At 72.5% G+C, this 13,456-nt stretch carries 14 protein-coding genes; 9 read left to right on the top strand and 5 right to left on the bottom strand.

Annotation, left to right across the window (positions count from 1 at the left end):
- Positions 1 to 124: 124 nt before the first annotated feature.
- Both ACZ51D_RS19155 and ACZ51D_RS19150 read right to left on the bottom strand, forming a co-directional pair.
- Positions 125 to 790 carry a TetR/AcrR family transcriptional regulator gene (locus ACZ51D_RS19155; RefSeq protein WP_465624946.1) on the bottom strand — a complete coding sequence of 222 codons (666 nt, stop codon included), beginning with the start codon at positions 788 to 790 and terminating at the stop codon, positions 125 to 127.
- On the bottom strand, positions 678 to 2,189 hold the full coding sequence (locus ACZ51D_RS19150; protein WP_465662942.1) for an MFS transporter: 1,512 nt from the start codon (positions 2,187 to 2,189) through the stop codon (positions 678 to 680). The genes ACZ51D_RS19155 and ACZ51D_RS19150 overlap by 113 nt, the downstream gene beginning before the upstream one ends.
- 437 nt (positions 2,190 to 2,626) lie before the next feature.
- Between ACZ51D_RS19150 and ACZ51D_RS19145 the strand changes: the two genes are divergently transcribed.
- The 8 genes from ACZ51D_RS19145 (at position 2,627) to ACZ51D_RS19110 (ending at position 9,873) form a co-directional block, all read left to right on the top strand.
- Positions 2,627 to 3,400: a hypothetical protein gene (locus ACZ51D_RS19145; RefSeq protein WP_465624950.1), complete on the top strand. Its 774-nt coding sequence runs from the start codon at positions 2,627 to 2,629 to the stop codon at positions 3,398 to 3,400.
- Positions 3,401 to 3,781: 381 nt separating this feature from the next.
- Complete coding sequence (locus ACZ51D_RS19140) at positions 3,782 to 4,834, top strand: beta-ketoacyl-ACP synthase III (RefSeq protein WP_465662940.1); 1,053 nt, start codon at positions 3,782 to 3,784, stop codon at positions 4,832 to 4,834.
- Positions 4,835 to 4,878: 44 nt separating this feature from the next.
- On the top strand, positions 4,879 to 5,202 hold the full coding sequence (locus tag ACZ51D_RS19135; RefSeq protein ID WP_360504850.1) for an acyl carrier protein: 324 nt from the start codon (positions 4,879 to 4,881) through the stop codon (positions 5,200 to 5,202).
- A 113-nt stretch (positions 5,203 to 5,315) separates the two neighbouring features.
- Positions 5,316 to 6,224, top strand: a complete 909-nt coding sequence (locus tag ACZ51D_RS19130) for an alpha/beta fold hydrolase (protein ID WP_465624952.1) — start codon at positions 5,316 to 5,318, stop codon at positions 6,222 to 6,224.
- A 58-nt stretch (positions 6,225 to 6,282) separates the two neighbouring features.
- On the top strand, positions 6,283 to 7,275 hold the full coding sequence (locus ACZ51D_RS19125) for a beta-ketoacyl-ACP synthase 3 (protein WP_465624954.1): 993 nt from the start codon (positions 6,283 to 6,285) through the stop codon (positions 7,273 to 7,275).
- A 48-nt stretch (positions 7,276 to 7,323) separates the two neighbouring features.
- Complete coding sequence (locus ACZ51D_RS19120; protein WP_465624955.1) at positions 7,324 to 7,557, top strand: acyl carrier protein; 234 nt, start codon at positions 7,324 to 7,326, stop codon at positions 7,555 to 7,557.
- Positions 7,554 to 8,585: an alpha/beta fold hydrolase gene (locus tag ACZ51D_RS19115; RefSeq protein WP_465624956.1), complete on the top strand. Its 1,032-nt coding sequence runs from the start codon at positions 7,554 to 7,556 to the stop codon at positions 8,583 to 8,585. Before ACZ51D_RS19120 ends, ACZ51D_RS19115 begins: the two co-directional genes overlap by 4 nt.
- 70 nt (positions 8,586 to 8,655) lie before the next feature.
- Positions 8,656 to 9,873: a glycosyltransferase gene (locus ACZ51D_RS19110; RefSeq protein WP_465624958.1), complete on the top strand. Its 1,218-nt coding sequence runs from the start codon at positions 8,656 to 8,658 to the stop codon at positions 9,871 to 9,873.
- Between the two features lie 22 nt (positions 9,874 to 9,895).
- Here ACZ51D_RS19110 and ACZ51D_RS19105 read toward each other — a convergent pair whose 3' ends face one another.
- From ACZ51D_RS19105 to ACZ51D_RS19095, 3 genes are all read right to left on the bottom strand, one after another.
- Positions 9,896 to 10,111 (bottom strand): hypothetical protein, encoded by a 216-nt coding sequence (locus tag ACZ51D_RS19105; RefSeq protein WP_465624960.1) that lies wholly within the window; start codon positions 10,109 to 10,111, stop codon positions 9,896 to 9,898.
- Positions 10,112 to 10,392: 281 nt separating this feature from the next.
- A complete protein-coding gene (locus tag ACZ51D_RS19100) occupies positions 10,393 to 11,946 on the bottom strand; it encodes a DEAD/DEAH box helicase (protein WP_360504836.1) in 1,554 nt (517 codons plus the stop codon).
- A 368-nt stretch (positions 11,947 to 12,314) separates the two neighbouring features.
- Positions 12,315 to 12,518, bottom strand: a complete 204-nt coding sequence (locus tag ACZ51D_RS19095; RefSeq protein ID WP_045694210.1) for a cold-shock protein — start codon at positions 12,516 to 12,518, stop codon at positions 12,315 to 12,317.
- 540 nt (positions 12,519 to 13,058) lie between these two features.
- Here ACZ51D_RS19095 and ACZ51D_RS19090 point away from each other — a divergent pair.
- Positions 13,059 to 13,286: a hypothetical protein gene (locus tag ACZ51D_RS19090; protein WP_360504834.1), complete on the top strand. Its 228-nt coding sequence runs from the start codon at positions 13,059 to 13,061 to the stop codon at positions 13,284 to 13,286.
- The last annotated feature ends 170 nt before the right edge of the window (positions 13,287 to 13,456 follow it).

Genomic DNA, 13,456 nt, shown 5'->3' with positions numbered 1-13,456 from the left:
CAGGGCGGCCCGCTGACCGGTTCTCGCTGTTCTTCGAGGACCGGTCAGCAGCCGGTGACCCCACGGCACTTACGCAAGGTCACACTGACACGCCCCCGGCGGGGTCCGGCCGATCCCGTGGTGGTCAGCGGCCCGTCGGGGTCTCGCCGCAGAGCAGGGGTTGCAGGAGGGGGACGTACAGGTCGGCGACGTCGTCGGGGTCCAGTCGGGTGAGCCGGTCGGCTTGGACGGTCGCGTAGAGGGCGCCGAGGCCGAGCAGCACGCCGATGGCCATCTCCGCTCGCAGCGGGGCGTCCGGGCCGGGGAGGCGGGCGGCGAGGGCGTCGATGACCTGCGTGCGGAAGTTGGCTCGTGCCTGGCCGCCGAGCTCCAGGTGGTGGCGGGAGAAGGCGATGCGCAGGATCGGGTCGCGGGTCTGGCCGCGTTGGGTGGCGAGCAGGTGCAGGACCATGTGCCGGGCGAGGCGGTCCAGGGGGGCGTCGAAGAGGGCGGTGGCGTCGGCGTCGAAGGTGAAGACCTGGGTGAACAGGTGTTCCTTGGTGCCGTAGTACTTCATCACGAGCGCCGGGCTGACGCCCGCGTCGTCGGCGATGGCGGCGATGGTGGTGTCGGCATAGGCGTGGCGTGCGAAGGCGCGCCGGGCCGCGGCGAGGATGTCCGCGCGGCGGGCGTCGGCGTCACGCGGTCGTGCCGGCCGGTCCGGGGCGGGCGTCGGCGGCGGTGCCGGCGGGTTCTTGGAGGTCGTTCGCGGACGGGCGCTGCGCGGGGAGGCGGAGCTCGGGTCGGGCATCTTGTTCAGTCTCCTGGAGGGGGGACGGCGCGGGGCGCGGACGGCGCGGGATGAGGCAGGCGGCCGCGCAGGCCAGCAGCGCAACCGCGCCTGCCGCGGCGAACGCCAGGCGGTACCCGGACAGGGTCGGCGCCGCCACGGCCACGCCCGCCGTGTCGGCGAACAGGCGGGTGTGCTGGGCCAGCACGGTGGCGACCACCGCACTGCACAGGGCCTGCCCGATGGTGCGCATGAGGACGTTGAGGCCGTTCGCCGCGGCGGTCTGCTCCAGCGGCACCGCCCGCATGATCAGCATGGGCAGGGCGGAGTAGGCGAGCGCCGTGCCGACCGAGACCACGGCCGCGCCCGCGATGACCGCCCACAACTCCCGGCTGTCGGCGAAGCGCAGACCATAGCCGGCCGCGATGACCACCGTGCCCAGGGTGAGGGTGGCCTTGGCCCCGCGGGCGGCGGACAGGCGGGCGGACAGCGAAGCACACAGCACCATGATCACACCGCTGGGCAGCAGACATGCACCCGCCGCCATCACCGAGAGCCCCAGGCCGTATCCGGTGGCCCGGGGCGCCTGGACCAGTTGCGCGGTGACGAGGGAGTTGGCGTAGAAGGAGAACCCGGCCAGCAACGCGGCCAGGTGCGGCAGCAGAACCGCCGGACGCGTCGCGAGCCGCACGTCCACCAGTGGCCGCGACGCGCGGCGCTGCTGGACGGTCCAGCCCGTCAGGATCAGCAGCGCCGCCCCCGACAGACCCAGCATCCGCCGACTGCCCCAGCCCCACTCACCCGCCTTCGACAACGCCAGCAGCAGAAACACCAGCCCCGCGCTCAGCCCGCACGCCCCGAGCAGGTCGAAGCGCCCCGGTGACCGGACGGGCTCCTCCCGCAGCAGCCGCCACGCCAGGGCGAGCACTCCCGTCGAGAGCAGGGTCATGGCCCAGAACATCGCGTGCCAGTCCGCGTACTGCACCAGCAGCGCGGCCAGCGGCAGGCCGAGAGCCGCGCCGATGCCCACCGTCGAACTCATCAGCGCCACCGAGGAACCCGTCCGCTGCGGCGGCAGCACACCCCGCAGGAAACTGATCGACAGTGGCACCACCGCCGCGCCCACACCCTGCAGCGCCCGCCCCACCAACAGCCACGGGAGGGTGGAGGCGAACGCGCACACCAGCGACCCGGCGGCGAGCGCCCCGAGCGCGAGCAGCAGCATCCGTCGCTTGCCGTACATGTCCCCGGCACGCCCCAGCAGGGGGGTGGCGACCGCGCCGGTCAGCAGCGTGAGCGTGACCACCCACCCGACATCGACCGGCGCCGCGCCGGTCAGCCGGGGCAGCTGCGGCAGCAGCGGCACGACCGCGGTCTGCACCAGCGTGGTGACGATGCCGCCGGCTGCCAGAACGGCCATGACGCCACGGTCGGCGGTCGGAGACGTCGACGGACGCGAATCAGTGGGCACGGCAGGACTCCCTGGCAGGTGAATGGCGTTCACCACCCTAGGTGAACGCCATTCACCTCGCAAGAGAGGTCGGCCGTCGCTACCTGCCACAGCGGCCCGCAGGCACCGAGCCGGCCGTCGACTGCTGCGCCCGTCGCGCTTCCGACGACGACGTCGCCGCCAGGCCCGAGCCCGCCGGCCCCACCACAGACGCCGAGGTCGAATCCCCCGGAAGCGATGGCCGTTCCGACCCGGCGATCGCAGACCGTGTCCCGGTTCCGGAGGCCGCACACAGTGGCCGAACACAGCGGCCTGCTGTCGCAGTTCTGTACCAGGGACGACCCGTTCGGTCAGGCAGGGTGGATCCGGGCTACCTTCTGGTGGAACGCGCTGACCAGGGGGATTGCGTGAAGAGATCGATCTGGGTGCGAACAGCGCTCGGCACGTTGCTGTTCGCCTGCCGGGCGTTCGCGTGCCTCGGGATCGTCGGGGTTCTTCTCTGGTGCGCCGTCCGGGCACTGTTCGACTGGAGCGGCCCGCAGCCGGCGGACGCCGCCGGGTTCGACCTGTACGTCGATGTCGCGCTGGCCTGGGCGGTCGGCATGGCGGTCGCCGGCCTCGTCGGGCCGACCGTCCGGCCGGGTCGCGGGAAGGCCAACTCCCTCGTCTGGCTGGTCTGGTGCGATCTGGGCATGCTGCTCGCGTTCCTGTGGCCGCTCCAGGCGCTGATCGTCGCCTTCCGCTTCGCGGTGACGGCGCGCGGACGGGCGCGGTGGCAGCGCGGCGGCGCCGTACTCGCCGGGTCCGCCCTCCTGGCCGCCGGGGCGACCTGGGGCCTCGCCTGCTACCAGGCCGATCAGCGCTGGGCGCCGCCCGACCCCTCCGACCAGGCCCTCGTCGGGACGTGGAGCGGCGTCGGTGGCAGGGTGTTGGAGCTGCTACCGGACGGCCGGTACCGCACCAATTTCATCGGCGAAGCCCCCTACCGGATCTCGGAGACACGACCGCCCGTCTACCTGTCAGGGCACTGGACGCGCACCGGGACAGCGGGCCGTGGCCAGGAGCAGAGCATCGTCCTGAACGGCTCCGAGACGATGGACGTGTACGGGGCCTCGTCCCCGAGCATGCTGTGCGAGCCCGAGGAACAGGACCCCTGCTACCTGTCCATGCAGCGGAAGTAGTCGCAGCGACCTCACCGAGCAGCCGTCACCAGTCCCGTCTCGTCGGCGATGACCACCAGCCGGACCCGGTCACCGGCGCCGCGCCCGGCGCAGCGGCATGCTGCACCACACCGGGGGTCCGTCTGGCTGCGCAGCGCCCGCCTGGGGGCGCAGCGACTGCCTGGCTGTGCAGCTCCTGCCTGGTTTCCTCGGCCGACGGGCTGTTGCCGCCGAGGCGGGCCCGGTCGCAACCCGGGTTCGGCCGTACGGAGTATCCGGCGCCCCCGGTTGTGTGAGCGCCGAGGCGAATCCGATTGATAGGGAGTGTCTCCGGCCCGGTCGGCGGGACACTCCTTGAGGCCTTGAGGTTTCCCACCCGTAGCGACGTTCATCCAGGGGGACGTGTTGTCAGCTTGCCCGGCCGCAGTGGTCATCGGGACGGGATCGCACCTGCCGTCACGGGTCGTCCGCAACACCGATGCGCCGTTGTCCCGTCTGGAGACCAGCGACGAGTGGATCCGGTCGAGGACCGGGATCGAGACCCGCCGTTGGGCCGAGCCGGGGGAGAGCACGGGGGACCTGGCGGTGCGGGCCGGTCAGCGGGCGCTGCGCAGCGCGGGTGTGGAGCGGGTGGACCTGGTGGTGGTGTCCACGACCACCCCCGATCACCATTCCCCGGCGACGGCGCCGTGGGTCGCGGCGCAGCTGGGCCTCGGTACGGTGCCGGCGTTCGACATCGCGGCGGCCTGTTCGGGTTTCGTCTACGCCGTCGCGGCCGGTGACGCGTGGATCAGGGCGGGCGCCGCGGAGACCGTGCTGCTGATCGGCGCGGAGACCCTGTCGACGATCACGGACATGTCGGACCGGGGGACGGCCGTCGTGTTCGCCGACGGGGCGGGGGCTGTCGTCCTGCGTCGCGGTACCGCCGACGAGGCCGGTGCGGTGCTGGCCACGCAGTTGGGCAGCGACGGCACGCAGAAGGATCTGGCGGTGATCGCCGCCGGCGGCTCCCGCCGGCCGGATGCCGGACCGGATGCCCGGCCGGATGCAGGGCAGGCAGTGGTGCAGGCAGCGGGGCACGACGCGCGGTGTCTGCGGATGCAGGGCCCGCAGATGTTCGCGCATGCGACGCGGCGCATGACGGAGGTGTCCCGGTCCCTGCTGGGGGCGGTCGGCTGGGAAGCGGAGGACGTCGAGGCGTTCATCGGGCACCAGGCGAACCAGCGCATCCTCGACAAGGTGGCCGACCTCGTCGGGATCCGCCCGCCCGGCCGGCTGGGGAACATCCGCGAGGTGGGAAACACCTCCTCCGCCTCGATCCCGCTCGTCATGGACGACGTGGTGCGCGAGAAGGCCGTCGGGGCCGGGGCCCGCACGCTGCTGACCGCCTTCGGGGGCGGCGCGGTGTGGGGCGCGGTGGCGATGACCTGGCCCGACATCCAACCGGTGTTCTGACACGGAATCCGACACAGAATCTGGCACAGAAGGAGAAGAGAACCATGGACATGCTCGATCAGCGACCGCTGGACTTCATCACCTCCTACCTGGCGCAGGCCTTCGGTGTGCCGCAGCAGGAACTGACCCCCGAGGCCAGCTTCTCCTGCCTCGCCCTGGACTCCATCGCCCAGGTGGAACTGTTCGTCACCCTCTCCGACCACTACGGCGTCCACCTGGACGACGCTCACGCCACCGGCAGCCTGACGCTGCAGGAGACCGCCGACCTGGTCGAAGCCGCGATCGCCGACTCGGGAGCCGCGACCGAGCGGACGGCCGCGGTCCCCGGCCCGGGAGCCGCCACGGAGCGGATGGCCGCGCGCGGCTGACCGGCTCGGGCAGGGCCGTCGCGGCCAGCACCGGTTCGCGGCCAGCACCGGTTCGCGTCCATTGCCGGTCCGTGTCCTGCACCGGTTCGCGTCCGTCACCGGTTGGAGAAACCATGAGCGAAGTGACCATCCGCAGGCTCACCCACGAAGGGCTGTCGTTCTCGTACCAGTTACTGCGGGCCGCCGACCCGTCGATCGCTCCGGTCCTCGCGATCGGGGGCGTGCTGCAAGGCATGAACGGCTGGTCCGTCCTGCGGCAGCACGTCCTTCCCTTCGCCGACCTGGTCTCCGTGGACCTCCCCGGTGCCGGCGACTCGACCCCGCTGCGCCCGGAGCAGGGGATGGAGACGATGTGCGAGGTCGTGGAGGCCCTGCTCGACGACCTCGGAGTGGCCCGCGTCAACCTCCTCGGCTACTCCTTCGGCGCCGCGGTCGCCCACCGCTGCGCACAGCGTCGCCCGGACCGGGTCGTCAGGCTCGCACTCGGAGGGGTGCCCGTGCGCATCAGCGACGAACTGACCGCCCTGTGGCGGCGCGGCGCGGAGCGGATGGCCGCCGACGACGCCGAGGGCCTGGTGGACGTCCTCATGGAGATGTTCCTGTGCCCGCAGGGGCGGGCGCCCATCCGTCAGCGGGACATCGTCCACCGACTGGTGCGGCGGATGACGTTGCGGGCCGTGAACAGCACGGCCCACGGATTCGCCACGATGGAGCGGTCGGTGCTGGAGAACCTCGACCCGACGGGCAGGCTGGACGGCGTCTCCACCCTCGTCTTCTGCGGGGAGCACGACACCATCAGCTCCGCCGCCGAGCAGCGCGACTTCGCGGCCACCATCGGCGACTGCCGGTTCGCCGTCATCCCCGAGGCCGACCACTGGGTCTTCATGGAACGGCGGTGGGAAGCGTCGGATCTGGTGATGCGCCACTTCACCGGCCGTCCCACCACGGCGCTGCCCTACCTACTCGAAGACGCGGCCCCGCTGCCCGCCCCGCAGGAGCGCGTGGCGGCGACGGCCGGCTGACCGGCGGCTTGTGACGACAGCGGCCCCGGCCGCCCAAGAAGGCTCTCCAGGAGGGGACTTGACGCACACCGTGCTATGCGGACTCGGCAGCTGGCTCCCGCCGACGGTAGTGGACAACAGCCAGGTCATGGCACCGCAGACGGCCGCCTTCGTGCACCGGCGCATCGGCATCGCCCAGCGCCGCCGGGTCACTCCGGGCACCGCCACCGTCCACCTCGCGGCGCAGGCGGGCCGCCGTGCCCTCGACTCGGCCGGCACGTCCGAGGTCGACGCGCTGATCCTCGCGACCACCACACCCGACCGGCTCTGCCCCGCCGGCGCCCCCGAGGTGGCGAGCCTGCTCGGCATGACCGGCATCGCGGCGTTCGACCTCAACGCCGGCTGCTCCGGATTCCTGTACGCATGCGAACTCGCCCGGGGCCTGATCAGCTCGGCGACCGCGCGCAGCGTGCTCGTCATCGGCGCGGAGAGCGCCTCGGCCATGGTCGATCCCCACGACCTCAACACCGCACCGCTGTTCGGCGACGGTGCGGGAGCCGCCGTCCTGCGCGCCGCCCGACCGGGGGAGTCACCGACCTTCGGCCCGACGGTGTGGGGCAGCGACGGCACCTTGGCGGACATCATCGCCATCCCCGCGGGCGGTGCCCGGCAACGCCTCCCCCTCGACGCCGGCGGCGAGCTCTACCTGCGCATGAGCGGAAGCCATGTGCTGAAACAGGCCGTGCGCCGCATGAGCGACGCGGTCCGCGCGGCGACCGCGGCCGCCGGATGGACCCTGGACGACATCGACGTCCTCGTCGCCCACCAGGCGAACGCCACCATCACCCACGCGGTCGCCGCCGACCTCGGCCTCCCCGCCGAGCGGATGCCGACCAACATCGAGACGGTCGGCAACACCGCCGCCGCGTCGGTGCCCCTGCTGCTGGCCCACGCGGCCGAGCAGGGCACGCTGAAACCGGACCAGCGCACCGTCCTGGTGTCCTTCGGCAGCGGCCTGACCTGGGCCGCCACCACCGCCACCTGGCCCCAGAACCTCACTCTTCACCCATGACAGGCCACCATGACACGCCACCCGGAAGGGCCCGGTCCCATGCAGGACATGCTCACCACCGTCATCCACGTCCTCACCCACAAGGCCGCCCTGCCTCCGGGGCCCGTCACCCCCGAGGCGACCCTCGCCGACGCGGGCGTCGACTCCATGGCCGTCGCCATCCTCGCCATGGTCCTGGAGGAGGACCACGGCCTGGTCATCACCGAATCCGACCTGTCCGCCACCTCCACCATCACCGAGCTGGCCGACTTCGTCGAACGCCACCAGAGGGCCACCGCATGACAGCCCCGCCCCGCACCGTCACCGTGCAGGACCATGCCATCCCGTGGCGCGGCACGACCTACCCCTGCCGGCTCGTCACCCCCTGCACCGCCGACCACGCGGTCCCGGTGCTGGTTCTCGGCGGCGGCCTTCAGGACCGTCACTCATGGGCCCGCCTGGAACGCCACCTCGCCGACCGCCACCCCCTGCTCATCCCCGACCTGCCGTCCGCCGGTCCGCCCGGCGGTGGGGCCGTCGGCCCGGACGGACGGCGCCACCCCGACCTCAGCTGGGACGACCTGACCGACGCCGCCCTCCGAGCCCCGGACCACCTCGGGATCGAGCGCTTCGCCACCCTCGGCGTCTCCTCCGGCTACCCCATCGCCTACCGACTCGCCCAGGACCACCCGGCCCGCGTCACCCACCTGATGATCTTCGGGGCCGCCCCGCGCCCCGGAGCCCGCCTCACCGCCCTGATCCATGAAGGCCTGCGCCGGGAAGCCGACTCCCGCCAAGGCCACCGCGACCGACACGTCGACCGACACGTCGACCGACACGGCGACCAAGCGGCGCTGCAAGGCCCGTGCGCCGGCCGGACGGCCCACCCCCGGACCCTCGCGGCCCCCGCCTCCCACCGGGAAGCCGCCGAACAACTGGTCGGCCTCCTGACGAACCCCCGGGCCGGTCGCCGCGTCCTCATGATCCGCGCGGCCGCCCGGGTCCTGCTCAACCAGCTGACCTCGTCCGCGCAGGACCCCCTCGTCCGCTACGTCCGCGACCGCGGCCACCTCCTCCTCGACGGCCTGCTCCCGCCCGGCGGAATCCGGCGCACACCCGCGCTGGTCGGCGTCGGCGAACACGACACCATCACCACCGTCGCGGACAACCGCGCCGTCGCCGGCACCATCACGGACGTGACCTTCGCCGTCATGGAGGACGCCGACCACCTCCTCCACATGGAACGCGACCGTGACTTCGCCGACCTCATCGGCCGGTTCCTCCACCAGCAGCCGCTCACCACCCCGGGCACCACCACCCTGCGCCTGTGACCACCCGCCCTACCGCCCCGCCCGCCTACCCCGTCCCGCCCGCCCCGCCTCCCGGAAGCACCAAGCCACCTTGAACCCCGCACCGGACAGCGCGACGCGCGTCCTCCTCGCCACCTGGGGCACGACCGGCGACATTGCCCCCTACACCGGCCTGGCCCTCGGGCTCAGGGACGCCGGCCACCACGTCACCGTCGCCACCTCCCGCCGCCACGCGCCCCGCTTCGCCGACCACGGCCTGCCCGTCCACACCATGCCGCTGGACCGTCAAGAAGCGCTGACGGCCCAGCGCAAGCCGTGGCGCGAACGGCTGCGCAACGGCCAGGACATCGCCACCACGGCGGCACGCACACTGCTGGAAGCCGCCGACAACGGGACCGACGTCCTCCTGGCGCACCCGCTGATGCACCCCCTGTGCGCGGTCATCGCCGACGCACTGCGGCTGCCGTGCCTCGGCGTCTACACCGTCTCGCACGCCATGATCCTTCCGCGACTGATGACCGCCCTGCCCTGGAGGCAGCACGCCGTCGCCGACACCGCCGTGAAGACGCTGCTCCACCCCATGTACGCGCCCGCCCTCACCCACCTGGCCGGCAGCCTCGGGACCCCGCCACGGCAGGCGACGGGCGTCCTGCGAACCCTGCGCCACCGGCCGGTCCTCTACGGGATCAGCGACGCCCTCCTGCCGCGGGGCTTCCGCCTGCCCCCGGGGCACGCCACCACCGGATACTGGCCGGCGGCACGCCCGCCCGGCTGGCAGCCCGACGCCCGGCTCCAGGACTTCCTCGACAGCGGGCCGGCCCCCGTCTACTTCGGCTTCGGCAGCATGAGCCGGATCGACAGCGAGCACCTCAGCCGCACCATCGTCAGCGCCACCAAGCGGCTGCGGATCCGTGCCGTCATCCAGTCCGGCTGGGCAGGGCTTCACGGAGACACGGACGATGTCCTCACCATCGGCGAATGCCCGCACGACTGGCTCTTCCCCCGGGTGCGCGCCGCCGTCCACCACGCCGGCCCCGGAACCACCCACGCCTCGCTCAACGCGGGCACCCTCACCCTGCCCGTCCCCGTCGGGCTGGACCAGCCCTACTGGGCCGCGCGCCTGACCGCCCTCGGCGCGGCACCCGCCGCCCTCCCCCTGCGCCACCTCACTACCGACCGCCTCACCGGGCTCCTGCAGCGATCCCTCCACCACCCGGGGTACCGCCACGCCACCGACCGGCTCGCGACCGGGATCCGACGTCACGACGGCATCCACAATGCGGTGACACACCTCGGGACGATCAGGTGATGGCCATGACACGCCACCGCCGCTAAACGCTCAACCGCCGCCAGAGCGGCAGCTCCAGGACACCCAGGTCATCCCAGACGCAGACCTCGAGGGTCGAAAGGTACCCACCGAACGCGAAGACCATCGCCTCCCCGAGGTAGCCACCGTCGACGGTCCGGATACTTCCGTCAGCAATGACCGGACTCTGCTCCGCCACCGGCCCGGCCGCCACGGCGTCCTCGTCCACGTGCAGATCCACCGTCGGACACCCGCACGTACATCCGGGCCTCATCCGCACGTGGGGTAGCTGTGCCCGGTACGCCCGGGCCACCTCGGTGTCCCCGGCCAACAGCAGGTCCAGGCTCCGACGCACATCCTCGCTGAGCGGTCCCCACACCTCTGGTGCCTCTTCTCCTGGCCGCCGGCCATCGGCCTTGCGGTGCCCCGTGGTTCCCCGCAGTCCCCCGTGGTTCCCCGCCCCCGTGGTCCCCCGCGTGCTGCGCGGGCCCGGTCCGTCCTGCGAACCGGGCCCGGCGGGTGCTACGCGGTGGGGGAGACGCGCCTGGGCGCCCGACGGCGGCCGGCGGAGCCCTGGCTGTCGCGGCCGGAGGCGGCCCGGGTGTCGCCGCTCGTGTGGGCGGGGCGGCCGCGGCGGCCGCGGCTCGCGGACGCGCTGCGGCGCGGCCGCTCGACGACAGGGTCGGCGATCACGGTGGGGATGCCGGTGGGCACGCGGGCGCCGGTGATGCGGGCCAGCTCCTCGTCGCCGGCGCTGACCCTGGTGGTGACGGGGGTGATGGCGGCCGTCGTCATCATGCGGGTCATCGCGCGGCGCTGGTTGGGCAGCACCAGGGTGACGACGGTGCCGGACTCGCCCGCCCGGGCGGTGCGGCCGCCCCGGTGGAGGTAGTCCTTGTGGTCGCTCGGCGGGTCCAGGTTGACGACCAGGTCGAGCCCGTCGACGTGGATGCCCCGGGCGGCGACGTTGGTCGCGATCAGAGCCGTGACCTGGCCGCTGTGGAACTGCTCCAGGGTGCGGGTGCGCTGGGGCTGGGACTTGCCGCCGTGCAGGGCCGCGGCCTTCACCCCGTTCGCGAGCAGGTCGTGCACCAGGCGGTCCGCGCCGTCCTTGGTGTCGGTGAACATGATCACCCGGCCGTCGCGGGACGCGATGTGGGCGATGGTGGCGTTCTTGTCGAAGTTCTGCACGTGGAGCACGTGGTGCTCCATGGTGCTGACCGCTCCCGCGGACGGGTCCACCGAGTGCGTGACCGGGTCCTTGAGGAAGCGCCGCACCAGGCGGTCGACGTTGCGGTCCAGGGTGGCCGAGAACAGCATCGTCTGGCAGCCTTCGGCGACCTGCTCGAGGAGCTCGGTGACCTGCGGCAGGAAGCCCATGTCGGCCATCTGGTCGGCCTCGTCGAGCACCGTGATGCCGACCCCGTCCAGCTGGCAGTCGCCGCGCTGGATCAGGTCCTTGAGCCGACCGGGGGTGGCCACCACGACCTCCGCCCCGCGGTTCAGCGCCTGTGCCTGGCGTCCGATGGACATCCCGCCGACCACGGTCGTCATCCGCAGGCGCACCGCGTGGGCGAAGGGGGTGAGGGCGGTGGTGACCTGCTGCGCGAGCTCGCGGGTGGGGACCAGCACCAGGGCCAGCGGGCGGCGCGGCTCGGCCTTCTGCCCGGCGGTGCGGGCCAGTACGGCGAGGCCGAACGCGATGGTCTTACCGGAGCCGGTCCGGCCCCGTCCGAGGACGTCGCGGCCGGACAGCGAGTTCGGCAGCGTCGCGGCCTGGATCGGGAACGGCGTGGTGACGCCCTGACGGGTCAGCACCGACAGCAGCGCCTTCGGCATGTCCAGTTCCTCGAAGGACTCGACGGCCGGCAGTGCCGGGGTGGTGCTCACCGGCATCTCGAACTCGCCCTGCAGGGAAGAGTCCTGACGGGTGCCGCGACCGAAGGAGCGACGGCCGCCGGAAGGCCGGTCGCCGTAGAACGAGCTGCCGCCGGAGCGGGAGCCCGAGGAGAAGCGGGAGCCGGCGCCGGAGCGGGAGTCGGCGTTCCGGTACGGGGAGCGACTGGAGCGATTCATGCGGGAAACCTTCCTCGGGGCGGCACGTCACGAGGAAGGCTCTGCGGCGCGGGGCGCCGGCGGAGACCGCAAGGGAACGGGCCGGAAATGTGACGGTCGGAGCGTGGACGGCAGAACCGTGCGGCACGTCACCTACGGTCGGCGCTCACCGCGGAGGGCGGGAGCAAGGGACCTCGAACCGTGAGATGTCACGGCAGGGCGCCGATCCGGACGCGGCGCTGTGCGTCTCGCGTGGGGATGGCCGCCGGTGGCGAAGCCAGAGGGCCTGAGCGGCCGGGGAATGCGCCGTGGCGCCATGCCGAGGGGCCCGCACCGGGCATTGCGCGGTGCGGGCCCCTCGCTGCTAGGCGGGTGCCATGGCAGAAAAATTACAGCGGACGAATGTTCTCCGCCTGCGGGCCCTTCTGGCCCTGCGTGACGTCGAACTCGACCTTCTGGCCCTCGAGCAGCTCACGGAAGCCATTGGCGTTGATGTTCGAGTAGTGGGCGAAGACGTCCGGGCCGCCACCCTCCTGCTCGATGAAGCCGAAGCCCTTTTCCGAGTTGAACCACTTCACGGTGCCATTAGCCATTAAAAATTCTCCTTCAGAGGCTGTCCGAAGCACGCACAGTGCGAACCTCGAGTCGCCGCGATGAGCACCCACCCGGCAAAAGCCGGGAAAGAAAAATGCGCCTGCAATATCAGCAGGCGCACACAAAGTTCATGGGAACCACTACTGCAACTGATTCGACTCTAGCAGGCCGCGGCCCGCCGTGGCGGACTATTTCATCCCTGGTTTCGCGGGGGCCGCCCCCGGGGTGCCGGCCCCGCGTCAGCGGGATCGCCAACAAGCCTGAAGGGAAAGCCAGTTGAGCGTCAAGACGCACCCCGTAGGCGCCGCCGGCTCCCGGGTAGTTCCCGCAGGCCCGCAGCGCCCGCCCGCCCGCGCGAGCCCCCCGGAGGCGACGCACCACCCCCACCGGCGCCTCCCCGGGGCGTACCGGGCGGCGTACGCGGCGTTCCACCCCGACCCGAACGTCCGGTCCGCTCCGCCCCGATTTTTCCGGTCCCACTCGAACTCGTTATACGCCGGAGGGGCCCAGGCTCCGCCTTCCGGCGCATACTGGGGGCAATGTCGAAATCTGCAGCAGTCCGCCGCCCCCTGCCCACCAGCCCCTTCAAGCCCAAGGTGGAGGCACCGCGCAAGCACTTCGCCGTCGGCGACCGGGTCACCCACGACCGGCACGGCCTCGGCCGGGTCATCGCCGTCGAAGACGACAGTGACATCGCGGTACTCGTCGACTTCGGATCACGGCAGGAGCGCATCACCCCGCCGTACAGCGAGATGTTCAAGCTCTGAGCCCGGGCACCCCCGGGGCCGGAGGCCGCGGGGGTCCACCAAGAGTCGCCAGTGGCCGTCCCGGTTCAGCCCGGTGCCGCCCCGGGCCGGTGTGCCATGCGCGCCGGGGGCGGGAGCGCGGGGCCGGGCGGGCGCCGACCTGTCCGGTGCCGGCCGGAGCTGTGGGCGGT

The organism is Kitasatospora sp. NPDC033851, assembly GCF_055576085.1.
Note: the sequence above shows the minus strand (reverse complement) of the source record. Positions and strands in the feature narration are given on the sequence as shown.

Coding starts and splice junctions, on each gene's coding strand:
- ACZ51D_RS19155 (WP_465624946.1), bottom strand. CDS start 790: ATGCCCGACCCGAGCTCCGCCTCCCCGCGCAGCGCCCGTCCGCGAACG.
- ACZ51D_RS19150 (WP_465662942.1), bottom strand. CDS start 2,189: ATGGCCGTTCTGGCAGCCGGCGGCATCGTCACCACGCTGGTGCAGACC.
- ACZ51D_RS19135 (WP_360504850.1), top strand. CDS start 4,879: ATGGACATGCTCGATCAGCGACCGCTGGACTTCATCACCTCCTACCTG.
- ACZ51D_RS19130 (WP_465624952.1), top strand. CDS start 5,316: ATGAGCGAAGTGACCATCCGCAGGCTCACCCACGAAGGGCTGTCGTTC.
- ACZ51D_RS19120 (WP_465624955.1), top strand. CDS start 7,324: ATGCTCACCACCGTCATCCACGTCCTCACCCACAAGGCCGCCCTGCCT.
- ACZ51D_RS19115 (WP_465624956.1), top strand. CDS start 7,554: ATGACAGCCCCGCCCCGCACCGTCACCGTGCAGGACCATGCCATCCCG.
- ACZ51D_RS19100 (WP_360504836.1), bottom strand. CDS start 11,946: ATGAATCGCTCCAGTCGCTCCCCGTACCGGAACGCCGACTCCCGCTCC.
- ACZ51D_RS19095 (WP_045694210.1), bottom strand. CDS start 12,518: ATGGCTAATGGCACCGTGAAGTGGTTCAACTCGGAAAAGGGCTTCGGC.
- ACZ51D_RS19090 (WP_360504834.1), top strand. CDS start 13,059: ATGTCGAAATCTGCAGCAGTCCGCCGCCCCCTGCCCACCAGCCCCTTC.